The organism is Streptomyces glaucescens (genome assembly GCF_002154375.1).
In the GTDB taxonomy this organism is placed as follows: Bacteria; Actinomycetota; Actinomycetes; order Streptomycetales; family Streptomycetaceae; genus Streptomyces; species Streptomyces glaucescens.
The window spans coordinates 1-22408 of the sequence record NZ_MUND01000043.1 but is presented as its reverse complement, the minus strand read 5'-3'; the positions used below and the strand labels follow the sequence as shown (position 1 = coordinate 22408).

The window sequence follows — 22408 nt, the reverse complement described above, 5'->3', positions numbered from 1 at the left end:
CATGTTCCGCCGTACCACCCGCGGTACCACCCGCCGTACGACCCGCCGCACGATCCGGCGTACGGCCCTGACCGCCTCGGCGGCCGTGCTGACGCTGGCCACCGGCTGCGGCGCCGCCGACATGACCCGGCAGGCCTCGCCGTTCGCGAACGCCGGGGGTGCGAAGACCGTGACCCTGTCCGTGCAGTCCTGGGTGGGCGCGCAGGCCAATGTGGCCGTCGCCCAGTACCTGCTGGAGCACGAACTCGGCTACCGCGTCGACACCGTCCAGGTCGACGAGGTCCCTGCCTGGGACGCCCTCAGCCAGGGCCGGGTGGACGCGCTCCTGGAGGACTGGGGACACCCCGAGCAGGAACAGCGGTACGTCAAGGACAAGAAGACCGTCACCCGGGCGGGCGATCTCGGGGTGACCGGGCACATCGGCTGGTACGTGCCCACGTACTTCGCCGAGCAGCACCCGGACATCAAGGACTGGCGGAACCTGGACAAGTACGCCGACGAGTTCCGGACCCCCGAGAGCGGCAGCAAGGGCCAGCTGATGGACGGCTCGCCGTCCTACGTCACCAACGACAAGGCGCTGGTGGAGAACCTGGACCTGGACTACCAGGTCGTCTTCGCCGGCTCCGAGGCCGCGCAGATCACCCAGATCAGGCAGTTCGCCAAGGAGAGGAAGCCGTTCCTGACGTACTGGTACTCCCCGCAGTGGCTGTTCGAGAAGGTCCCGATGACCGAGGTGAAGCTGCCGCCCCACAAGGAGGGCTGCGACGCGGACCCGGCGAAGGTCGCCTGCGGCTACCCGCACACCCCGCTGCAGAAGTACCTCAACACCGACTTCGCCGAGACCGGCGGCGAGGCGGCGGCCTTCCTGAAGAACCTCCGGTGGACCACCGAGGACCAGAACGAGGTCTCCCTCATGATCGCCGAACAGAAGCTCAGCCCGGAGGAGGCGGCGAAGAAGTGGGTGGAGCGGCACGAGTCCACCTGGCGGGCGTGGCTGCCGTGACCGCGTGGCAGCCGTGACGGGCGTGGCCGCGGGGGGACGTAGCTCCGTCAGCCCCTCCGCCCGCGGCGCAGTGTCATGGCGATCTCCCGCAGCGCGGCCGTCGCCCGCTGCTGCAGGCCCGGCCCGAAGGTGATCCGGGTGGCCCCCCGCTCGCCCAGCTCGGCGGGCGAGGGGCCGTCGCCCACCGTCGCGACGGCGTTGAGCGGGCCCTCGACCGCGGCCCGCAGCAGCGGCAGGGCGTCCACGGGGGCGAGGATCGGATACACGCAGTCGGCGCCCGCCGCCACGTACAGCCGCGCCCGCTCGATCGTCTCCGCCACGTCCGGGACCTGCCGTACGAAGGTGTCGACGCGCGCGTTGACGAACAGCCGGTCGCCCGCCGCGGCCCGCACCCCGGCCAGGAACCCGGCCTGCTCGTGCGGGTCCTTGAGCACCCCGTGCGCGGAGTCCTCCAGGTTGCAGCCCACGGCCCCCGCCTCCAGCAGCCGCTCCACCAGCTCACCGGGCGCCAGTCCGTACCCGTCCTCCACGTCCGCCGACACCGGCACGTCCACCGCCCGCGCGATCCGCGCCACCGCCGCGAACATCTCGTCGGCGGGCGTCTCGCCGTCCGCGTAGCCGAGGGCGGCGGCCACACCGGCGCTCGGTGTGGCCAGCGCCGGGAACCCGGCGGCGACGAGGGCGCGGGCGGAGGCGGCGTCCCATGGCCCCGGCAGCACCAGCGGATCGCCGGGGGCCCGGCCGTGGTGGAGGGCACGGAAGACCTCGGCCTTGCTCAGCCCGCCCTCGCTCACCAAGCCGGCCCTCCCGGGGGGATCCGGCGGGCCACCATCAGCCGGTTCCAGCCGTTGATGGCGGTGATCAGAGCGATCAGGTGGGCGAGTTCGGCCTCGTCGAAGTGCTTGGCCGCCGTCTCGTACACCTCGTCCGGCACGAACCCGTCCGTCAGCACGGTGACCGCCTCCGTGAGCGCGAGGGCGGCCCGCTCCCGCTCGTCGTAGACCTCGTCCCCGGCCTCCTGCCAGACGGCGAGCAGATCGAGCCGACGCTCGCTCACTCCCTCCTTGCGGGCGATCGCCACGTGCATGTCCAGGCAGAACGCGCACCGGTTGAGCTGCGAGGCGCGGATCTGGACCAGCTCGGCGAGGGCCGGGTCCCCGAGGCCGCGCTTGGCGGCGGCGCTCAGGGACTGCATCGCGGTGCGGACCTCGGGAGCGAGGCGGGTGGTGCGCGCGGTCACTTGTGGGCGCCCGGCTGGTAGTGACCCGGCGTCATCCGGCAGGTCACACCGAACCGGTTCCAGGCGTTGATCACCGTGATCGCGGCGATCAGCTGCGCCAGCTCCGCCTCCTCGAAGTGCTTGGCGGCCTTCTCGTACACCTCGTCCGCGACGAACCCGTCCGTCAGGACGGTCACCGCCTCCGTCAGCTCCAGCGCCGCGAGTTCCCTCTCGGTGTAGAAGTGCCGGGACTCCTCCCACGCGCTGAGCTGGATGATCCGCTCCACGCTCTCCCCGGCCGCGAGGGCGTCCTTGGAGTGCATGTCGATGCAGAGGGCGCAGTGGTTGATCTGGGAGGCGCGGATCTTCACCAGCTCGTACAGCTTGTGGTCCAGGCCCTGCTTGGCGGCCGTGTCGAGCCTGATCATCGCCTTGTAGACATCGGGGACGAGCTTGGCCCACTCCAGTCGGGGGGCCGCTTCGGTCGCATAGCTGACGGTCTCTGTGGTCATGCCCCCGACCCTAGGGAGAAAGCTGCCCGCGCGTATGGTCCATTTCCATGGAGAAACCGTGGGCCACTCTGGGCATCGACCTCCATCTGCAGCCGGCCGGCGGCGGGGTGCGCCGCGGCCTCACCGTCGCCCTGCGCGACGCCGTCCGCACCGGCCGGCTCGCCCCCGGCACCCGGCTGCCCTCCTCCCGCTCGCTCGCCACCGACCTCGGCCTCGCCCGCAACACCGTCGCCGGCGCCTACGCCGACCTGGTCGCCGAGGGCTGGCTCACCGCCCGCCAGGGCTCCGGCACCCGGGTCGCCGACCGCCCCGTACCGCCGCCCGCCCGGCACCCGGACCCCACCCCGAGCCGCACCGGACGCCCCGCGTACAGCCTGATCCCCGGCAGCCCCGACCTCGCCTCCTTCCCTCGCACCCAGTGGCTCAAGGCGGCCCGCCGCGCCCTGGCCGCCGCTCCCAACGACGCCCTCGGCTACGGCGACCCCCGCGGCCGCGCCGAACTGCGCACCGCCCTCGCCGGCTACCTCGCCCGCGCCCGCGGCGTGCGCACCGACCCGGACCGGATCGTGGTCAGCGCCGGCTTCGCCCACGCCCTGCGCCTGCTCTCCCAGGTCCTGCACGCCCGCGGGCTGCGCACCCTCGCGGTCGAGTCGTACGGCCTCGACGTGCACTGGTCACTGGCCGAACGGGCGGGGCTGCGGACCCGGCCGCTGCCGTTCGACGCGTCCGGCACCGACCCGGACGGCCTCGCCGGCGAACGCGCCGTCCTGCTGACCCCCTCCCACCAGTTCCCCATGGGGGTGACGCTGCGGCCCGAACGGCGCGCGGCCGTCGTCGACTGGGCCCGCCGGACCGGCGGGCTGATCCTGGAGGACGACTACGACGGCGAGTTCCGCTACGACCGCCAGCCCGTCGGCGCCCTCCAGGGCCTGGACCCGGAACGGGTCGCCTACACGGGCTCGGTGAGCAAGTCCCTGGCGCCCGGGCTGCGGCTGGGCTGGCTCATGGTCCCCGAGTGGCTGGCGGAGGACGTCGTCCGGCGCAAGCGGACCATCGACCTCGGCCACCCCAGCGTCGACCAGGCGGTGTTCGCCCGGTTCCTGGAGCGCGGCGACTACGACCGCCAGCTGCGCCGCTGCCAGCGCGCCTACCGGGAACGGCGGGACGCGCTCGTCGCCGCGCTGGCGGAGCACTTCCCCGGCGCGGAGGTGTCCGGGATCGCGGCGGGCCTGCATGTCATCGCCACGCTGCCCGAGCGGTACGGCCCTCAGGACCGCTTCCTCGCGCGCGTGGCCGGTGCCGGGGTCGCCGTACGCCCGCTGTCGGACTGCCGGTACCGGCCGGGGGGCGATCCGGGGAAGGCCGCTGCCGTACGGCTGGTGGTGGGATACGCGCACCTGTCGCCGGGCCGGATCCGGGAGGGCGTCCGGCTGATGGCCGAGGCGGTGTGACGCGCGCGGCGGTTCCCCGCCGGGTGCGGCAGTTGTTCACTTGCGGTTTCCGTGTCCGCCGCGGTGCACCAGTAGGTGTGGCTTCACCCATTGGCCGGATCCCGCCTGGAGGCCCTTTCATGGCATCTCGTCCGCTCCCCGACCGCCGCACCGTGCTGCGCGGTTCACTCGCCGCGTCCGCCGCCCTGACCCTGCCCGTCGGTCTCGGCGCGGCTCCCGCCCTCGCCCTGTCGGGGCGTCCGCGGGCGGGCTGGGGCGTGCAGACGGGCGATGTGACGACGGACTCCGGGCTGGTGTGGGTGCGCTCGGACCGGCCCGCCCGGATGATCGTCGAGACGTCGGCCACCGAGTCCTTCCGCAATCCGCGCAGATGGCACGGCCCGCTGCTGGGCGCGGACACCGACTTCACCGGGACCACCCGGCTGCGCGGCCTGCCGCCCGGCGAGCAGATCCACTACCGGGTGCTGCTGGCCGACCCGGACGACCCGCGCCGTACCGGCGAACCGGTCACCGGCACCTTCCGCACGGCGTCCGTCCGGCGCCGCGACGGCGTGCGGTTCGTCTGGTCCGGCGACCTGGCCGGGCAGGGCTGGGGCATCAACCCGGAGCTCGGCGGCTACCGCATCTACGACGCGATGGCGGCCGTGGACCCCGACTTCTTCCTCTGCTCCGGCGACAACGTCTACGCCGACGGCCCGATCACCGGGACGGTGGCCCTGCCCGACGGGCGGATCTGGCGGAACGTCACGACCGAGGAGAAGGCGAAGGTCGCCGAGACCCTGGCCGAGTTCCGCGGCAACTTCCGCTACAACCTGCTGGACGAGAACCTGCGCGCGTTCAACGCCCGGGTGCCGTCCATCATCCAGTGGGACGACCACGAGGTCACCAACAACTGGTACCCGGGCGAGATCCTCGCCGACGGCCGGTACACGGAGAAGAACGTGGACGTGCTCGCCGCGCGGGCCCGGCGGGCGTTCTCGGAGTACTTCCCGATCTCCACGCTGCGCCGCCCCGGCGGGCGGGTCTACCGGGTGCAGCACCACGGTCCGCTGCTGGACGTCTTCGTGCTGGACATGCGGACCCACCGCAACGCGAACTCCCCGGGCGACCAGGCCGCCGACCAGCAGGGCATCCTCGGCCGCGAGCAGCTGGAGTGGCTGAAGAAGGAGCTGTCCCGGTCGCGCGCGGTGTGGAAGGTGATCGCCTCCGACATGCCGCTCGGTCTCGTCGTGCCGGACACCGGGGACGGCAGGCCGAACATCGAGGCGGTGGCCCAGGGCGACCCGGGCGCCCCGCTCGGCCGTGAGCTGCAGATCGCCGAGCTGCTGCGGTTCGTCAAGCACCGGCGCGTCACCGGCACGGTCTGGCTGACGGCGGACGTGCACTACACCTCGGCGCAGCACTACCAGCCGTCGCGGGCCGCGTTCACCGACTTCGAGCCGTTCTGGGAGTTCGTCTCGGGCCCGCTGAACGCCGGTGCCTTCCCGGCCAACGCGCTCGACGGCACGTTCGGCCCGGAGCGGGTCTTCGTGAAGGCTCCGACGAGGGCGAACGTCTCGCCCGCGGAGGGCTACCAGTTCTTCGGCGAGGTCGACATCGACGGCGACAGCGCGGAACTGACGGTCCGGCTGCGCGAGCAGGACGGCACCGTGCTGTTCACCAAGGTGCTCCGGCCGGGCCTCGTCGGCCAGTAGATCCCGTACCCTCGTCACCGTGTCGCGCACCGCCGTCATCCCGCGGTGCGCGGCATGGCACATCGAACGGTCAGCGGCGGACACATTGAACCGTCAATTGAACCCTAAATGGGACAGAAGGCCGCTTAACCCATCAGTCACATACTGTTCGTGATCACGCAACACCGTTCCTTCACAGTGGGTGCATGAAGCGGAAGATGACTGATGTGACGCGCGCGAAGAACGGCCGTCCCGTGCACCACTGGCGGCGGGACGTCGTCGAACTCGCCGCCCTCTTCACCGCCGTGGCGGTCGCCGACGCCGTGGCCAACCTGATCGGGCACGGACCCGACGGCCCGACGCTGCTGCTGGTCTCCGCGGTCGCGCTGATCGCCACCGCGGCCTTCCACACCTGGTGGGCACGCCGCCACGGCCACGCACCGCCGGCCGACGATACCGGTGCCCGGCCGGGCACCGCCGGGCGGACGGCGGCCGACGAGGTCTCCCCCCGCAGCGCGCTGTGGCGGCTGCGGACGACCGTGCGGGACGAGCCGGGCTCACTGGCCGCGCTGTGCACGGCCCTCGCGGGCCACCGGGTGGACATCCTGAGCCTGCAGACCCATCCGCTGGGCGACGGCACGGTCGACGAGTTCCTGCTGCGCGCCCCCGGCTCGCTCGCGGCCGGTGAGCTCACCCGGGCGGTGTCCCTGGCCGGCGGCACCGGCACCTGGATCGAGCGGGCCGACGCCCACGACCTGGTGGACGCCCCCACCCGGATCCTCGGCCTGGCCACCCGCACCGCCCTGGACGCCGCTGAACTGCCCCTCGCGCTGCGCCAGTTGCTGGGCCGCTGCACCATCCGCCAGCTGCCCGCGGCCCCGGCCGGGAGCGCGGGTGACGCCGGCGCCGTACCGGCGGAGGGCGTCCTGGAGGACACCGTGCTGCGGCTGCGCGCCCCGGAGGGCGGTGTGATCACCGTGGAGCGGCCGTATCTGCCGTTCACCCCGACCGAGTTCGCGCGGGCGCGGGCGCTGGTGGAACTGGACTCCCGGCTCGGCCCGCGCATCCCGCGCGGCCAGGACGTGCTGACCCTGCCGGAGGGCAACGCCATCACCGTGCACCGGGCCGACACCGGCGACCTGGAGGCGGCGAAGGAGATGCACGAGCGGTGCTCGGCCCGCACCCTCGCCATGCGCTACCACGGGCCGGTCGGCGACGCGGACCGCTACCTCAGCCACCTGCTCTCCCCGCGCTTCGGCCGCACGCTCGCCGTGCGGACCACCTCGGGGCGGATCGTCGGCCTCGGCCACCTGCTGTGGGACGGCGACGAGACGGAGGTCGCGCTGCTCGTCGAGGACACCTGGCAGCGGCGCGGCATCGGCACCGAACTGCTGGGCCGCCTGGTGGCGATGGCGGCCGAGGCGGGCTGCGAGAGCGTCTACGCCGTCACCCAGTCCTCCAACACCGGCATGGTCGCCGCGATGCGCGGCCTCGGCCTGCCCCTCGACTACCAGATCGAGGAGGGCACGCTGGTGATCACGGCCCGGCTGGAGGCGGCCCCGGTGGCCACCGGGCTGCCCGCCCGCGACTGACCCGGCGCGACCGGCCCGGCGCGCTCGGCGGAACGGCCCGGCCGCGCCGGGCCGTTCGCTCGTTCACCCGAGGGCGCCGTCCAGGTCGGCCCACAGGTCGTCCACGTCCTCCAGGCCCACCGACAGCCGCAGCAGCCGGTCGCTGACACCGGCGCCCCGGCGGTCCTCGGCGTCCACGATGCGATGGCTGATCGACGCCGGGTGCTGGATGAGGGAGTCGACGCTGCCGAGGCTGACGGCCGGGGTGACCAGCCGGACGCCGCCGATGACCGCGTGCGGGTCGCCGTACACCTCGAAGGCGATCATCGCGCCGCCGATGCGGGGGTAGTGCACCCGCTCGACCCGCGGGTCGGCGGCGAGCCGGCGAGCGAGTTCGGCGGCGGTCTTCGATGCGGCCCGCACCCGGACCGGCAGGGTGGCCAGGCCGCGCAGCAGCAGGTATCCGGCCAGCGGGTGGAGGACCCCGCCGGTGGCGAATCTGACCTGCCGCAGCCGCCCCGCGAACTCCTCGTCGCAGGCGACGGCTCCGGCCAGCACGTCGCCGTGCCCGCCGAGGTACTTGGTGGCGCTGTGCAGCACCAGCCGCGCGCCGTGCTCGACGGGACGCTGGAGCACGGGTGTGGCGAAGGTGTTGTCCACCAGCAGCGGCACGGACCCGCAGGCGTGGGCGACGGCCCGCAGATCGACCTCGGCGAGGGTCGGGTTGGCCGGGGACTCGACGAGGACGAGACCGGTGTCCGGGCGCAGCGCCTCCGCGATCCCGGCCGGGTCGGTCCAGGTGACCTCGGAGCCGAGCAGCCCGGCGGTCAGCAGGTGGTCGCTGCAGCCGTACAGCGGGCGTACCGCCACCACGTGCCGCAGGCCCAGGGAGGCCCGGACCAGCAGGACCGCGCTGAGGGCAGCCATGCCGCTGGCGAACGCGACGGCTGCCTCGGTGCCCTCCAGCCGGGCGAGCGCGGTCTCGAAGCGAGCGACCGTGGGGTTGCCGAGGCGGGCGTAGACGGGCGGGCCGTCCGGCTCGGCGCCGGTCGTGGCGAACGCGTCGATCCGGGCGGCCTCGGCCCGGCTGTCGGCGGCAGGGTAGGTGGTCGACAGGTCGATCGGCGGGACGTGCAGGCCCTGCTCGGCGAGGTCGTCGCGGCCGGCGTGCACGGCCTCGGTGGCCAGTGCCCGGGTACGGGTCGGTGACTGTGTGCGCGCTGTCTCCATGGCGAGAGGGTGAACACCGGCCGGGGCCGGATCCGAAAATCCCGTGCTACGTTCGGCCGGTGGCCGAATCTGTCGTACTGGATCCGGTGGACCTCCATCTGTTGCGGCTGTTGCAGAACGACGCCCGGACGACCTACCGGGACCTCGCCGCGCAGGTCGGGGTCGCACCGTCCACCTGCCTCGACCGGGTGACCCGGCTGCGCCGCGCGGGTGTGATCCTCGGGCACCAGCTCCGGCTGGATCCGGCCAAGCTGGGGCGCGGTCTGGAGGCACTGCTGTCGGTGCAGGTCCGGCCGCACCGCCGGGAGCTGGTGGGGCCGTTCGTGGACCGCATCCGGGCGCTGCCGGAGTCCCGGACCGTCTTCCATCTCACCGGGCCGGACGACTATCTCGTCCATGTCGCCGTCGCCGACATGGCGGACCTGCAGCGGCTCGTCCTCGACGAGTTCACGGCCCGCCGTGAGGTGGCCCGGGTGGAGACCCGTCTGATCTTCCAGCAGTGGGACTGCGGCCCCCTGCTGCCGCCGTTGCCGTAGGCGCAAACCGGGTGCCGGGTCCGGGCCGTCGTACGAGGATGGTCCGCATGTCAGAGACCAAGAGCCCGCTGCCCCGTGAGGTCGCCGACGCGTTCGTCGACGAGCTCATCGCCCTCGACCCGGTGACCGGTACCTACCTCGGTGTGAAGGAGAGTTCGAGCCGGCTGCCCGACACCTCGCCCGCGGGCCAGGAGGCACTGGCGGAGCTGGCGCGCCGGACGCTGGCGCGGCTGGACGAGGCCGAGCGGCGGCCCGGCGCGGACAGCGACATCGAGCGGCGCTGCGCCCGGCTGCTGCGCGAGCGGCTGACCGCCGAGCTCGCCGTGCACGAGGCCGACGAGGGACTGCGCGCGGTCGGCAACATGAGCACGGCCGCCCACCATGTGCGCGAGGTGTTCACGGTGACCCCGGCGGACACCGACGAGGACTGGGCGGCGATCGCCGAGCGGCTGCGGGCGGTGCCCGCCGCGCTGGCCGGATACCGCGAGTCCCTGGCGCTCGGCCTGGACCGCAAGCTGTACGCGGGTCCCCGCCCCACGGCCGTCTTCCTGGAGCAGCTCACCGAGTGGGCGGACACCGACGGCTCCGGCCGCGGCTGGTTCGAGGACTTCGCCGCGGCCGGCCCCGAGGCCCTGCGGACCGGGCTGGACGAGGCGGCCCGGGCGGCGACGGCCGCCGTGGCGGAGCTGCGGGACTGGATCCGCGAGGTGTACGCGCCGGCCGTCGAGGGCGCCCCGGACACGGTGGGCCGTGACCGCTACGCCCGCTGGGCGCGCTACTACAACGGCACCGACCTCGACCTGGACGAGGCGTACGCCTACGGCTGGTCGGAGTTCCACCGCCTGCTCGGCGAGATGCGCGCGGAGGCGGAGAGGATCCTGCCCGGCGCCGAGACGCCGTGGGTGGCGCTCGCGCACCTCGACGAGCACGGCCGCCACATCGAGGGCGTCGACGAGACCCGGGAGTGGCTCCAGGACCTGATGGACGAGGCGATCGAGAAGCTGGACGGTACCCACTTCGAACTCGCCGAGCGGGTGCGGAGGGTGGAGTCGCGCATCGCCCCGCCCGGCAGCGCCGCCGCCCCGTACTACACACCGCCGTCGGAGGACTTCTCCCGCCCGGGCCGCACCTGGCTGCCGACCATGGGCCTGACCCGGTTCCCGGTCTACGACCTGGTCTCCACCTGGTACCACGAGGGCGTGCCCGGCCATCACCTCCAGCTGGCGCAGTGGGCGCACGTCGCCGGGAGCCTGTCCCGCTACCAGGCCTCCGTCGGCCTGGTCAGTGCCAACGCCGAGGGGTGGGCGCTGTACGCGGAGCGGCTGATGGACGAGCTGGGCTTCCTCACGGACGCCGAGGTGCGGCTCGGCTACCTCGACGCGCAGATGATGCGGGCGCTCCGGGTGATCGTCGACATCGGCATGCACCTGGAGCTGGAGATCCCCGCGGACTCGCCGTTCCACCCGGGCGAGCGGTGGACGCCGGAGCTGGCCGAGGAGTTCTACGGCGCGCACAGCAGCCGTCCGGAGGACTACGTCTCCAGCGAGATGACCCGCTATCTGACGATCCCCGGCCAGGCCATCGGCTACAAGCTGGGCGAACGGGCCTGGCTGCTGGGCCGGGAGAAGGCGCGCGAGCGGCACGGCGACGCCTTCGACCTCAAGGCCTGGCACATGGCCGCCCTCTCCCAGGGATCGCTGGGCCTGGACGACCTGGTCGACGAGCTGTCCCGGCTCTGACCCGCCGCGGCGCCGCGCACGCCCGTCACCTCCGGAAACCGCCCTCGGAGTCGATCACCTGACCGGTGACCCAGACCGCCTCGTCCGTGGCCAGCCAGGCGATGAGGCGGGCCGGGTCGTCCGGCATGCCCCAGCGTCCGGCGGGGAAGCGGGAGGCGACCCAGTCGTAGGCCTCGCCCGACAGGTAGTCGGTGTCGACGGGTCCGGGATTGACCGCGTTCACGGTGACCGCATGCTCGGCGAGCGTGGTCGCGAGGGAGCGGGTGATGGAGGCGAGGGCTCCCTTCTGGAGGGCGTAGGCGATCTCGCCGGGCATACCGCCCCCGTGGTCCTGTCCCGAGGTCATCAGCACCACCCGCCCGCCGGGGGTGCGCGGCGGCAGGGCGGCGCGCAGCCGGGCGTACGCCTGCACCAGCAGCACCACCGCGCGCGTGTCGACCGCCCAGTGCGCGTCGAGCATCGCGGCGTCGATGGTGTCGAGGGTGCCGTCCGAGCCGCTGAGGGCGTGGTTGGCGACGAGGATGTCGAGCCGTCCGCCGAGCGCCTGCGCGGCGGTGGCGATCAGCTCGGCGGGGGCGGCCGGGTCGGCGAGGTCGCCGGGGCAGTGGACGACGCGCGCCTGCGGGTCGCCGAGGACCTCGCGGACGGAGGCGGCGACCTCCTCGGGCCGGTCGGCGCCCCACGGCTGCCCGGCGTCGTGCGGCACGTGATGGTGCAGACAGACGCTCGCGCCGTAGGCCGCGAGGCGCCGGGCCACGGCGTATCCGATGCCGCCGCGCCGGCTGGCCCCGGTGACCAGGGCGGTCCGCCCGCGCAGCGGAAGCGGGTCACGACGGAGCTCTTCGGGGGTGGGGTGCGGCAGTCGAGGCATACGGATCATGATGCGAGGCGACCCGGGCCCGCGGCATCCCACTTTCCCGGGGACCCTGGCGACGGGGCCACCGCAGCCCGGTCAGGGGCGCGGGGCACCGCGCGACCCGCCCACCACGAGTCGCACCTGCCGAACCGCCGGAGGCTTCAGCAGCCACAGTCCCCGGCATCCGCCGGCGCCGTCAGCGCGTCGGCGACCCGCCGCTCACGCCCCTCCCAGGTCTCGAACGCGAATCCCTCCCGCACCCAGTACTCGAACCCGCCCAGCATCTCCTTGACCCGGAAGCCGAGTTCGGCGAGCGCGAGGGCCGCCCGGGTCGCGCCGTTGCATCCGGGCCCCCAGCAGTACGTCACCACGGGCACCGACTTGTCGAGCAGGTGCTCGGCCTGTTCCGGGATGAGCCCGGTCGGCAGATGAACCGCGCCGGGTACGTACCCCTGGTCCCACGCCGCGGTGGACCGCGAGTCCAGCACGACGAAGCCCGGGTCGCCGTCGGCGGCGAGCGCGGTGGCGACGTCGGAGACATCGGCGTGGAAGACGAGGCTCGCGCGGAAGTAGGCGGCGGCGTCGGCCGGGGCGGCGGGGGAGACGCGCAGGACGGGGTTGACGGCGGCTGAGGCGGTGGTGGTGACGGTGGCGGTCATCGCGGGGCTCCCTCTCCGGTGGTGTGCGACCCCGTGGTGTCCGAACCTGTGAGGTCCGAACCCGTGGCGTCCGATGACCAGAAATCTACGGTCGGTGATCACCTTCCTGAAGGGCCGTTCCACGGCCCACACCTTGATCCGCCCGGGATCTCCCTGCTATCCATCGCCCATGACCGCGTTTTCCCCGGACGCCACCGACTGGCGCATCCTCGACGTCCTCCAGCGGGAGGGCCGCGCCAGCTTCGCCGAGCTGGCCCGGGCCGTCTCCATGTCCCCGAGCGCGGTCACCGAGCGGGTGCGCCGCCTGGAGGAGGCGGGCGTCATCCAGGGATACGCCGCCGTGGTGGACCCGGAACGGCTGGGGCTGCCGATCCTGGCCTTCGTCCGGCTGCGCTACCCGACCGGCAACTACAAGCCGTTCCACGACCTGGTCGCCGCGACCCCGGAGATCCTGGAGGCGCACCACGTCACCGGCGACGACTGTTTCGTCATCAAGGTGGCCGCCCGGTCGATGCGGCACCTGGAGGAGGTGTCGGGGCGGATCGGGACGCTGGGCTCCGTGACGACCAGTGTCGTCTACTCCTCCCCGCTGCCCCGCCGTCCGCTCGGTCAGTGACCCCGCTGCCGCAGCGTCGATCCCGATCTGCCCTTGACGACCTCCAGCTGGGCGTGGATCCGCCGCCGCAGGTCGGCGACATGGCTGACGATGCCCACGCTGCGGTCGCGTTCGCGCAGCGAGTCCAGCACGTCCAGCACCTCGTCCAGGGTCTGGTCGTCGAGGCTGCCGAAGCCCTCGTCGATGAAGAGGGTGTCCAGGCGGACCCCGCCGGCCTCGTCGGTGACCACGTCGGCGAGGCCGAGGGCGAGGGCGAGCGAGGCGAAGAAGGTCTCGCCGCCGGACAGCGTCGCCGTGTCCCGTTCGCGCCCCGTCCAGGCGTCGACGACATGCAGTCCGAGCCCGCTGCGACCGCGGCCGGCCCGGTCGTCGGAGTGCACCAGGGTGTACCGGCCGGACGACATGCGCTGCAGCCGTACGGTCGCGGCGGCGGCCACCTGCTCCAGCCGGGCGGCGAGGACGTACGCCTCCAGGCGCATCCGGCGTCCGTTCTCCGCCGAGGTGCCGGCCGCGAGCCCGGCGAGCCGGGCCACCCGGTCGTACTCCTCGCGCAGCGGCGCCAGCCGGCGCGCACCGGTGGCCGCGCGCGCGGACAGGCGGTCCAGCTCCGCGCAGCGGCGGCCGGCGGCGTCCCGCGCGGAGGCGGCTTCGCGTACCCGGCGTTCCGCGTCGGCGGCGGCCCGTTCGGCGGCGGCGAGGTCGGCGGGCGGTTGTTCGGCGGCGGCGGCGGTGTCGGCCTCGGCGAGCACGGCGCGGACGGCGGCCTCCTCGGCCTGCCGGGCGTCCAGCCGCCGTTGCAGCTCGCGGTGGGCGGTGTCGTCGAGGAGGGCGGCGGCCGCGGCCTGCGGGGTGTCGAAGCCGGCCCGGAACGCGGCGTCCGCGAGCCGGGCGTCGGCCTCCTTGAGGCGCTGGGCGGTGTCCTCCGCGGTGCGGACGGCCTCGGCGGCCTCGGTGAGCCGGGCGGCCCACCGCTCCAGCTGGGCGGCGCGCGCGGCCACGCTGTCGGCCGTGCCGCGCGCCTGCGCCAGTTCCTCCTCCAGGGCGGCCCGTTCGCTCTCCAGCCGCTCCCGGTGGCCGACCCGGGCGGCGGCCCGCACCTCGGCCTGCTGCCGGGCGGCGGTGCGCCGCTCGTGCTCCTGCTCGGCGTGGCGCAGTTCCTCCTGGGCGGCGTGCAGCGCGGAGGCGGCGGCGCGCGCCTGCCGGTACTCCCGCTCCACCTCCTCCGCCTCGCGGGCGAGCACGTCGGCCGGCGTGTCCCCGGCCTCGGCGCCGGCCGCGGCCAGAGCCTGTCGTACGGCGCTCAGGTGCCGCTCGTCCTCGGCGCGCCGCTCGTCGGCGCGCTGGTGGTCGGCGAGGGCGCGTTCCTCGGCCTCCCGGTCGACATGGCCGGCCACCTTGCGGGCCGGGGCGGGATGGTCGGTGGCCCCGCAGACCGCACAGGGCTCGCCGTCGGCGAGGCCCGCGGCGAGTTCGGCGGCGATGCCGTTCAGCCGCTGTTCCTTGAGGTCCAGCCAGTGGGCGCGGGCTTCGACGGCCGCTTCGGCCGAGGCCAGGGCCTGCCGCTGGGCGGCGTCCGCCTCCTCGGTGAGCCGGTCGCGGCGCCGGGCGGCGTCCAGTCGCCGCCGGGCCGGTTCGCGCCGTTCGGCGAGCTGTTCGGCCCGCCCGGTGGCCTCCTGCGCGGACTCGATGCGCGCGCGCAGCCGTGCGCGGGTGGTCTCCCACTCGGCGAGCCAGGAGTCCGCCTCCGCCATGATCTCCTCGTCGGCGCGCTCCTGGCGGTCGAGGCCGGCGCGTTCGGTGACGAGGTCGGTCAGGCGGCGCTCGGCGCGGCGGGCGGACTCCAGTCCGCCCAGTTCCTCGGCGGCCCGGCGGGCGTCGGCGGCGAGCCCGGCGGCACCGGCGTCGGCGTACCGCGCGGGCAGCGCCGCGCGCGCGTGGGCCTCGGCGGTGACCGCGCGGCGGTGCTCCGCGTCGGCGGACTCCCGCAGTTCCAGGGCGGGTGCGACGGCCTCGGCCTTGCGGCCGCGCTCCATCCGCGCTTGTGCCTCGCGGTGGTCGTCGGCCCGTTCCTCCAGCAGCCGGGCCCGCTGCCGGGCCTCGGCGAACCGCCGCTGGAGGCGGGCCCGTTCCCGTACGTCGTCCAGGGCGCGGTCGGCGGCGGCCCGCGCGGACTCGGCGGCGGCGAGGCGGCACTGGGCGACGGCCAGCTCCTCGCGGGCGGTGCTGCGGGCGATCGCGGCGGCGCTCAGCACCGCGTCGGCCAGGCCGGGGTCGCCGGGGGCCAGCTCGGGCAGCTCCATGGCGCCGCCCGCCGCCTGCTGCATCCGGTGGGCGTCGGCCAGCAGGACCGCGTCGCCCTCGCGCACACCGGCCTCGGTGGCGCGGCGGCGGTCGGCGAGCCGCTTCTCGACCTCCGCGAAGCGCTGGGTGTCGAAGAGCCGGCCGAGCAGTTTGCCGCGGGCCTCGGCGTCGGCGCGCAGGAACCGTGCGAAGTCGCCCTGCGGGAGCAACACGACCTGGCAGAACTGCTCCCTGCTCATGCCGAGGAGCTGGGTGATCTCCTCGCCGATCTCCTGGTGGGAGCGGCTGCGGTCCCGCCATGCGCCGGCCTCGGCGTCGTACTCGCGCAGCCAGGTCTGGGCCTTGTCCAGGGTGGTGCCGGTGCCGCGTTTCTTGGGGCGCTCCCAGGGCGGCTGCCGGGTGATCTCCAGGCGGCGTCCGGCGACGGACAGCTCCAGTGTCACCGATGTCCGGGTGCCCGGTGCGGCGTGGTCGCTGCGCAGGCCCGTGCCCTGGCCGCTCTGCCGGGCGCCCGGCACCGAGCCGTACAGGGCGTAGCAGACGGCGTCCAGCACGGAGGTCTTGCCCGCACCGGTCGGCCCGTGCAGCAGGAACAGCCCGGCGGCGGACAGCGCGTCGAAGTCGACGCTCTGGGAACCGCCGAACGGCCCGAAGGCGGTGATGTCGAGCCGGTGCAGCCTCATCGGGCGGCTCCCGCCCGCCGTGGGCGCGCGGCGGCACGCGCGTGCGGGTCCGCCGTCCGTCCGGCCGAGCCCATGCCCCGCTTCACCGCGTCGGTCCCGTACGCCCTCATCGGGAGGACACCTCCCGTACCGTCTGGTCCGCGCGGACCGCGTCGAACGCCTCCTGGAGCACCGCCCGTTCCCGCTCGTCGGGTCCGGCGCCGCGGACATGGGTGACGAAGTCCTCGGCGATCTGCCGGTCGCTGCGGCCGGCCAGGCGGCGGGCGTAGGACACGTCGGGGTCGTCCGGGGCGCGTTCGGGGGCGAAGACGAGACTGAGCGTGTGCGGGAAGCGCTCGGTGAGGCGGGCCATGGGCTCGGCGGGGCGGACCGGGTCGGTGAGGGTGGCCTCGACCCACGCCTCCTCGTGCCGGGCCAGCTCCGGATCGGCGAGCAGTTCCTCGAGGGTGCCCCGGATGCGGGCCAGCGGGCGGGGCACCGGGCAGTCGACGCGCTCGGCGGTCACCGCGCCGTCGGCGTCGAGGTCGACGAGCCACATGCTCTTGCGGTGCCGCGCCTCCGAGAAGGAGTACGGCAGCGGGGAGCCGGAGTAGCGCACGCGGTCGGTGATGGTCTGACTGCCGTGCAGGTGCCCCAGGGCGGCGTAGTCGACGCCGTCGAAGACTTTGGCCGGGACGGCGGCGACGCCGCCGACGGTGATGTCCCGCTCGCTGTCGCTCGCCTCGCCCCCGGTGACGAAGGCATGGGCGAGGACGACGGACCGGGTGCCCGGCGGCCGGGTGGCGAGGTCGGCGCGGACCCGGTCCATGGCGGCGGCCAGCACCGTCTCATGTCCGGCCCTCGTCACTCCGAACTCGTCCTTGACCAGGGCGGGTTCGAGGTACGGCAGGCCGTAGAAGGCCACCTCTCCGAACGCGTCCCGCAGCACGACCGGGGTGCCGCACGCCGCGGGATCGGTGCGCAGGTGGATGCCCGCCCGCCCGATCAGCCCGGCGCCCACGCCGAGACGGCGGGCCGAGTCGTGGTTGCCGGAGATCATCACGGTCGGCACGCCGAGGCCGGCCAGCCGGTGCAGGGCGTCGTCGAACAGTTCGACGGCGGCGAGGGGCGGTACCGCGCGGTCGTACACATCTCCCGACACGACCACCGCGTCCACCCCGTGCTCCCGCACGGTGCCGACGAGATGGTCGATGAAGCCGGCCTGGGCCCCGAGCATGTTCACCCGGTGGAACGCCCGGCCGAGATGCCAGTCGGACGTGTGCAGCAATCTCATGGAATCTCTCTGACCTGCACGTTCAACCCTCGAGTCCCTCAAAGACCAGCATGGACCGGTCCCGGCACGCACACCGGGGGTCACCACGCTAACGCCTCTGGCCCCTGGTCCCCCACCGACCTCGGACTGTCCGCACGCACTTGACGGAGAATGATGGGATATGCCCGTTATGGACCTGTCGAGGGTTGTGCACCTCACTCAAGGGTCACGTCGCGCCGGTCAGCGGCGGCCGCCGACCGGCGCGCGGCCCAGGGCGGCCACCGCCACTGCCCCGGCGGCGAGCGCCGCGCCCAGATACATCACGGCCGCGACGCCGGGACCGTCCGCGGCGAGGCCCCCGGCGAACGCTCCGAGCGCGATCGAGCCGTTGAACACGCCGACGAACAGCGCCGACGCCGCCTCGCGCGCCTCGGGGGCCGCCGCGAGCAGCCAGGTCTGGGTGGAGACCGAGACTCCGCCGTAGGACAGGCCCCAGACCGCCAGCAGCACCGTCGCCGTGATCACCGAGCCGCCGATCAGCGGCATCAGGCAGACCGTCGCGGCCAGCACCAGGCCGATCGCCACGAGCACGCCGCGCGGGGAGCGCGAAGCACCGGCGCCGGAAGCGAAGTTGCCGAGCACACCGGCGACGCCGTACACCAGCAGCAGCGTGCCGATCACGGACGTGCTCGCCCCGGCGGTCTCCTCCAGGACGGGCCGCACGTACGTGTAGGCGGCGAAGTGCCCGGTGACCAGGAGCGCCACCACACCGAGCCCGGTCGCCACCCCCGGGTCGCCGCCGAGCCGCAGCACGCCGCCGAGCCGGACCTCCTGATCGGCCGGCAGCTTCGGCAGCAGCACGGCCAAGGCCAACAGCACCACCAGCCCGAGACCGGCGACGGTCAGGAACGCCATGCGCCAGCCGGCCAGTTCACCGATGTACGTGCCGGCGGGTACGCCGAGCACCGAGGCCACCGAGACGCCGCTGAAGATCAGCGAGGTGGCCGGCCCCACGGACCTGCCCGGGACCAGCCGTACCGCGAGACCGGCCGCGACGGCCCACACACCGCCCATGCCGATACCGACCAGGATCCGGGCCGCCACCATCACCGCGAAGTGCGGGGACCAGGCGGCCAGCAGGTTCCCGGCGGCGACGACCGCCATCAGACCGCACAGCACCGGGCGGCGGTCGAAGCGGCCCAGCGCCGGGGTGAGCAGCGGCGCGGACACCGCGGCCACCAGGCCCGTGACGGTCAGCGTCAGACCGGCCGTGCCCTCCGTCACCCGCAGCGCTCCGCCGATCGGGGTGAGCAGGCCCACCGGCAGCATCTCGGACGTGACCACCGTGAACGTCGCGCCCGCGGCGGCGATGACGGCGGGCCGGCCACCGCCCCACGGGCGCGAGCGGTCCGGAGTCACGCCTGCCGACTTCTCTGTCTGTGCCATGCGTTCAGCCAACCTGCCGCGACCTGCGGGAACAACGGCCCGTCTCTCATGGTTCGATGAGCCGGACTACTCGATCGACGCGCGGGGAGGGGGCTGTGAGCAGTCTGGAGGTCCGCGAGCTGGAGGCCTTCCTCGTGCTCGCGGAGGAACTGCACTTCGGCCGCACGGGCGAGCGGCTGTACGTGTCCCAGAGCCGGGTCAGCCAGCTGCTGCGGTCACTGGAGGGGCGGATCGGCGCTCCGCTGGTGGAGCGCACGAGCCGCCGCGTGAGCCTGACGCCGCTCGGTGAGTCCTTCCTGGCGTCGCTGCGCCCGGCGTACGAGGCGCTGCGGGCGGCCGTCGACGAGGCGCGGGCCGCCGCCCGCGGTGTGGGCGGGGTGCTGCGGCTCGGCTTCCAGGGAACGGTGGACGACGCTCTCGCCCAGGCCGTCGCCCTGTTCCAGGACCGCTGCCCGACGTGCGCGATCGAGGTGGCGGAGATCGCGCTGTCCGATCCGTTCGGGCCGGTGCGCCGCAAGGAGGTGGACTGCGCGGTGGTGCTGCTGCCGGTGGCGGAGGACGACCTGGTGCTGGGGCCGGTGTTCTCGCGGCAGCCGCAGACCCTGGCGGTCTCCGCCCGGCATCCGCTGGCGGCGCGGGAGTCGGTCTCGGCGGAGGAACTGGCGGACTGCCGGCTGATCGGCGTCCATGACTCCGCGCCCGAGTACTGGCGCCGGGTGCAGGCCCCCCGCGAGACGCCGGGCGGTCGGCCGATCCCTGCCGGCCCTCTGGTCAACACCCTTCAGGAAGGCCTCTCGCTCGCGGCGGCGGACCGGGGAGCGATGCTGCTCTGCCGCTCGACGGCCGAGTACCACAGCAGTCGCGCCTCCCTGGCGTTCGTCCCGGTCGAGGGCCTGCCGGACTCCCTGCTGGGCCTGGTCGTCCGCCGCGACACCGTCACCCCGCAGGCCCGCGCCTTCGCACAGGCGGTAGGCGAGACCCTGGCCCAGGGGCAGGCGGGGGCGGGAGCATAGGCGGTAGCGGCGTGGAGGCGGAAGCGGAGGCGCAGGCAGCGCACGGGCGGCCGTGGTTCAGGCGTCGCCGTACGCCTCCCCGCCCAGTTCGAACCCGGCCGTCCCCGCGGTGGCGTCCGCCAGCCAGGCCCGGAAGGCGTCCACGTCGGCGTCCGGCAGACCGATCTCGAGGGTGACCGCCTCGCCGTAGCGCACGTCCCGCACCTCGCGGCCGGTCGCGCGCAGGTCGTTCTGCATCTTGCCCGCACGCTGGTGGTCGACGGTCACCGTGGCCAGCCGGAACCGGCGCCGGGTGATCGTGCCGAGCGCGTCCAGGGCCTCGCCGACCGCGCCCCCGTACGCCCGGATGAGCCCGCCCGCGCCGAGCTTCACGCCGCCGTAGTAGCGGGTGACGACGGCGACGACGTACCGCATGTCACGGCGCATCAGCATCTGGAGCATGGGCACGCCGGCGGTGCCGCCGGGCTCGCCGTCGTCGCTGGCCTTCTGGATCCCGGCGTCGGCGCCGACGACATACGCCCAGCAGTTGTGGGTGGCGTCGGCGTGCTCCTTGCGCACGCGCGCGATGAAGTCCTGCGCCTCACGCTCCGTGGCCGCCGGTGCGAGGGCGCACAGGAAGCGGGAGCGGTTGACCTCGGTCTCGTGCACGCCCGCGCGGGCGACCGTGCGGTACTCGTCCTGCATCCGGCCAGCCTATGCGGCGGCTACCTCTTCCTCCCCCTCGGCACCGTCACCCAGGTCAGCAGGGCCGCGCCGGGGGCGAGCGCCCCCCAGTCGGCGCCGCGCCAGGCGAGGACGGCGATCGCCGAGGTCGGGAACTTCGTCCGGACCCGGTCCAGGGTGTCGTCCAGGCCGTCCCCGGCCAGGTCGAGGACCAGATCCTCCAGGCCGGGGTTGTGCCCGACGAGCAGCAGGGTGCTCACCTCGGGCGGCACCTCGCGGACGACGGCCAGCAGCCCGGGCACACCGGCGGCGTACAGCCGCGGGTCGTGCCGGGCCGGCGGCGGGGTGCCCCACTGGGCGGCGGCCAGTTCCCAGGTCTGCCTCGCGCGCAGGGCGGTGGAGCACAGGGCGAGGTCCGGCAGGCAGTCGGCCGCGGCGAGCGCCCGTCCGGCGGCCGGGGCGTCCCGGCGTCCGCGCGGGGCGAGCGGACGGTCGTGGTCGGGGACGTCCGGGCCGTCGGGCGGCCAGGCGGACTTGGCGTGCCGCAGCACCACCAGGCGGCGCAGCGGACCGGCCTCCGCCCGGCTGATCACGCGAGGACCCCCAGGTCACGGGCGAGGTCGAGACCCAGGAGCCGGTCGGCGTAGACGTACGTCTCGAAACGGGCGCCGTCCGGCAGCTCCGGCTCGTTCTCCACCCGCCGCAGGACCCGCAGCACGCCGGGCACGTCCAGGTCGTCCTCCCAGGCGGCCCGGAGCCGTCCGCGCACCTCCTCGGGGACCGGTCGCGACGGCTCCCGCGCCCACCCGGCGACGGCCCGCCGCCACCGGCCCAGCGTCCGCCCGGCCCCGGCCAGCGCCTCGGCGTCCAGCCGGACCGGCTCCCTCCGGGGCCGGGCCAGCAGCGCGAGCCGCAGCACGGCCGGATCGCCGCCCAGCAGCGCCTGGGTGCCCTCCCCCGGCGCATCCGCCGGCCTGGCCGGTTCGACCGCCGCCACCCCCACCCGCACCCCGTCGGGCGCCGCGGCTCCTTCCGCGATCACGTGCAGCACCTGCCGCTCCCCGAGTCCCGGCCCCGCCTGCGCCCGGTCCTCCAGAGGACGGATGCCGAGCGTGTCGGCCGCCGCGCGCAGCTCCGTCTGCGGGCGCTCCGCGCGGAGCAGCCCCCAGACCGGTGTCCCGCCGAGTTCCAGGGCCCGGACGAGCAGGTCGGCGACCAGCAGCACGCGCAGGGCGGTGGGGTCGAGGCCCGGCGCGTGGGCCTCGACCCGGGTGAGACCGCGGCGGGCGGGGGCGGCCTCGACGACTTCGCCGGTTCCGGCGTCGATGATGCGCAGCACGGTGCGAGCGTAGGCCCGGGTCCGCCCGGGCGCAGGTGCGCGGGGCCGGGAATCTTCGCCCGCCGTCGGCCGTTCTCCTGCTCGAAGCACCAGGAGAAGTCCACAAGGCCCGGGAGGCCCCCGTGTACGGCGACGCAGCCACCGTTCGAAAGATACTCACCGAGAGCGGCGACACCTGGGCCGTGGTGGGCCTGTCGAACAACGAGCGGCGCGCGGCCCACGGCGTCGCCCGCGTGCTCCAGCGCTTCGGCAAGCGCATCGTGCCCGTCCACCCGAAGGCGGAGACGGTGCACGGCGAGCAGGGCTACGCCTCGCTCGCCGACATCCCCTTCGACGTGGACGTGGTGGACGTCTTCGTCAACAGCGACCTCGCCGGAGCCGTCGCCGACGAGGCCGTCGCGAAGGGCGCCAAGGCGGTCTGGTTCCAGCTGGACGTCATCGACGAGGAGGCGTACGGCCGCACGCGGGCCGCCGGTCTCGACATGGTCATGGACCGCTGCCCGGCGATCGAGATCCCGCGGCTGGGCTAGGTCGTGTCCGCAAAGTCCCGTCGTCCGCCCGAAGGGCGGGCCCCGCGGCGTCTGGTGCGTGCTCTCGGCGCCCCGGGCGGAGTCCCTCGTACTGGATGTACTTGGGGCTTCGCCCG

At 74.5% G+C, this 22408-nt stretch carries 21 protein-coding genes; 9 read left to right on the top strand and 12 right to left on the bottom strand.

The genetic code is table 11. The features are described from left to right. Positions 1 to 121: 121 nt before the first annotated feature. Positions 122 to 1003, top strand: a complete 882-nt coding sequence (locus tag CCN42_RS03385; RefSeq protein WP_422641189.1) for an ABC transporter substrate-binding protein — start codon at positions 122 to 124, stop codon at positions 1001 to 1003. 47 nt (positions 1004 to 1050) lie between these two features. On the opposite strand, the gene CCN42_RS03380 is transcribed toward CCN42_RS03385, so the two are convergent. Genes CCN42_RS03380 through CCN42_RS03370 form a run of 3 tightly spaced genes read right to left on the bottom strand, consistent with a single transcriptional unit; the run spans position 1051 to position 2734 of the window. Further along, positions 1051 to 1782, bottom strand: coding sequence for an isocitrate lyase/PEP mutase family protein (locus CCN42_RS03380; protein ID WP_086733002.1), 732 nt, complete (start codon positions 1780 to 1782; stop codon positions 1051 to 1053). A gap of 11 nt (positions 1783 to 1793) precedes the next feature. Beyond that, complete coding sequence (locus tag CCN42_RS03375) at positions 1794 to 2243, bottom strand: carboxymuconolactone decarboxylase family protein (RefSeq protein ID WP_086732989.1); 450 nt, start codon at positions 2241 to 2243, stop codon at positions 1794 to 1796. Beyond that, positions 2240 to 2734, bottom strand: a complete 495-nt coding sequence (locus tag CCN42_RS03370; protein ID WP_086732988.1) for a carboxymuconolactone decarboxylase family protein — start codon at positions 2732 to 2734, stop codon at positions 2240 to 2242. The genes CCN42_RS03375 and CCN42_RS03370 overlap by 4 nt, the downstream gene beginning before the upstream one ends. 47 nt (positions 2735 to 2781) lie before the next feature. On the opposite strand from CCN42_RS03370, the gene pdxR reads away from it, so the two are divergent. From pdxR to CCN42_RS03355, 3 genes are all read left to right on the top strand, one after another. Beyond that, the gene (gene pdxR / locus CCN42_RS03365; RefSeq protein WP_086732987.1) at positions 2782 to 4185 is read left to right on the top strand and encodes a MocR-like pyridoxine biosynthesis transcription factor PdxR; all 1404 of its coding nucleotides are present in this window, start codon (positions 2782 to 2784) and stop codon (positions 4183 to 4185) included. A gap of 119 nt (positions 4186 to 4304) precedes the next feature. After that, positions 4305 to 5879 carry an alkaline phosphatase D family protein gene (locus CCN42_RS03360; protein WP_086732986.1) on the top strand — a complete coding sequence of 525 codons (1575 nt, stop codon included), beginning with the start codon at positions 4305 to 4307 and terminating at the stop codon, positions 5877 to 5879. A 197-nt stretch (positions 5880 to 6076) separates the two neighbouring features. After that, positions 6077 to 7450, top strand: coding sequence for a GNAT family N-acetyltransferase (locus CCN42_RS03355; RefSeq protein WP_211294620.1), 1374 nt, complete (start codon positions 6077 to 6079; stop codon positions 7448 to 7450). Between the two features lie 63 nt (positions 7451 to 7513). Here the strand turns inward: CCN42_RS03355 and CCN42_RS03350 are convergent, their stop codons facing one another. After that, a complete protein-coding gene (locus CCN42_RS03350; protein ID WP_086732985.1) occupies positions 7514 to 8659 on the bottom strand; it encodes a trans-sulfuration enzyme family protein in 1146 nt (381 codons plus the stop codon). A gap of 59 nt (positions 8660 to 8718) precedes the next feature. Here CCN42_RS03350 and CCN42_RS03345 point away from each other — a divergent pair, with 59 nt between their 5' ends. After that, entirely contained in the window at positions 8719 to 9195 is a 477-nt protein-coding gene (locus tag CCN42_RS03345; protein WP_086732984.1) for an Lrp/AsnC family transcriptional regulator, read from the top strand. A gap of 47 nt (positions 9196 to 9242) precedes the next feature. Then, entirely contained in the window at positions 9243 to 10934 is a 1692-nt protein-coding gene (locus tag CCN42_RS03340) for a DUF885 domain-containing protein (protein WP_086732983.1), read from the top strand. A 25-nt stretch (positions 10935 to 10959) separates the two neighbouring features. Here the strand turns inward: CCN42_RS03340 and CCN42_RS03335 are convergent, their stop codons facing one another. Together CCN42_RS03335 and CCN42_RS03330 are read right to left on the bottom strand one after the other, a co-directional pair. Then, positions 10960 to 11805 (bottom strand): SDR family oxidoreductase, encoded by an 846-nt coding sequence (locus CCN42_RS03335; RefSeq protein WP_086732982.1) that lies wholly within the window; start codon positions 11803 to 11805, stop codon positions 10960 to 10962. 146 nt (positions 11806 to 11951) lie between these two features. Beyond that, positions 11952 to 12449: a rhodanese-like domain-containing protein gene (locus tag CCN42_RS03330; RefSeq protein WP_086732981.1), complete on the bottom strand. Its 498-nt coding sequence runs from the start codon at positions 12447 to 12449 to the stop codon at positions 11952 to 11954. A 169-nt stretch (positions 12450 to 12618) separates the two neighbouring features. Here CCN42_RS03330 and CCN42_RS03325 point away from each other — a divergent pair, with 169 nt between their 5' ends. Next, positions 12619 to 13065: an Lrp/AsnC family transcriptional regulator gene (locus tag CCN42_RS03325; protein ID WP_086172618.1), complete on the top strand. Its 447-nt coding sequence runs from the start codon at positions 12619 to 12621 to the stop codon at positions 13063 to 13065. On the opposite strand, the gene CCN42_RS03320 is transcribed toward CCN42_RS03325, so the two are convergent. From CCN42_RS03320 to CCN42_RS03310, 3 genes are all read right to left on the bottom strand, one after another. Beyond that, positions 13059 to 16049 carry an AAA family ATPase gene (locus CCN42_RS03320; RefSeq protein ID WP_086732980.1) on the bottom strand — a complete coding sequence of 997 codons (2991 nt, stop codon included), beginning with the start codon at positions 16047 to 16049 and terminating at the stop codon, positions 13059 to 13061. The two genes, CCN42_RS03325 and CCN42_RS03320, sit on opposite strands and share 7 nt — an antisense overlap. A gap of 106 nt (positions 16050 to 16155) precedes the next feature. Further along, positions 16156 to 17322, bottom strand: coding sequence for an exonuclease SbcCD subunit D (locus tag CCN42_RS03315; protein ID WP_086732979.1), 1167 nt, complete (start codon positions 17320 to 17322; stop codon positions 16156 to 16158). Positions 17323 to 17541: 219 nt separating this feature from the next. Continuing rightward, the gene (locus CCN42_RS03310) at positions 17542 to 18747 is read right to left on the bottom strand and encodes an MFS transporter (RefSeq protein ID WP_086732978.1); all 1206 of its coding nucleotides are present in this window, start codon (positions 18745 to 18747) and stop codon (positions 17542 to 17544) included. 95 nt (positions 18748 to 18842) lie between these two features. On the opposite strand from CCN42_RS03310, the gene CCN42_RS03305 reads away from it, so the two are divergent. Continuing rightward, on the top strand, positions 18843 to 19760 hold the full coding sequence (locus CCN42_RS03305; RefSeq protein ID WP_086732977.1) for a LysR family transcriptional regulator: 918 nt from the start codon (positions 18843 to 18845) through the stop codon (positions 19758 to 19760). Between the two features lie 57 nt (positions 19761 to 19817). Here CCN42_RS03305 and CCN42_RS03300 read toward each other — a convergent pair whose 3' ends face one another. The 3 genes from CCN42_RS03300 to CCN42_RS03290 are packed head-to-tail and all read right to left on the bottom strand — an operon-like array spanning position 19818 to position 21762. Next, complete coding sequence (locus CCN42_RS03300) at positions 19818 to 20444, bottom strand: YigZ family protein (protein ID WP_086732976.1); 627 nt, start codon at positions 20442 to 20444, stop codon at positions 19818 to 19820. Between the two features lie 20 nt (positions 20445 to 20464). Continuing rightward, positions 20465 to 21016, bottom strand: a complete 552-nt coding sequence (locus tag CCN42_RS03295; RefSeq protein ID WP_086173035.1) for a SixA phosphatase family protein — start codon at positions 21014 to 21016, stop codon at positions 20465 to 20467. Next, complete coding sequence (locus CCN42_RS03290) at positions 21013 to 21762, bottom strand: hypothetical protein (protein WP_086732975.1); 750 nt, start codon at positions 21760 to 21762, stop codon at positions 21013 to 21015. Before CCN42_RS03290 ends, CCN42_RS03295 begins: the two co-directional genes overlap by 4 nt. Before the next feature lie 122 nt (positions 21763 to 21884). On the opposite strand from CCN42_RS03290, the gene CCN42_RS03285 reads away from it, so the two are divergent. Next, a complete protein-coding gene (locus tag CCN42_RS03285) occupies positions 21885 to 22292 on the top strand; it encodes a CoA-binding protein (protein WP_086732974.1) in 408 nt (135 codons plus the stop codon). Positions 22293 to 22408 lie beyond the last annotated feature (116 nt).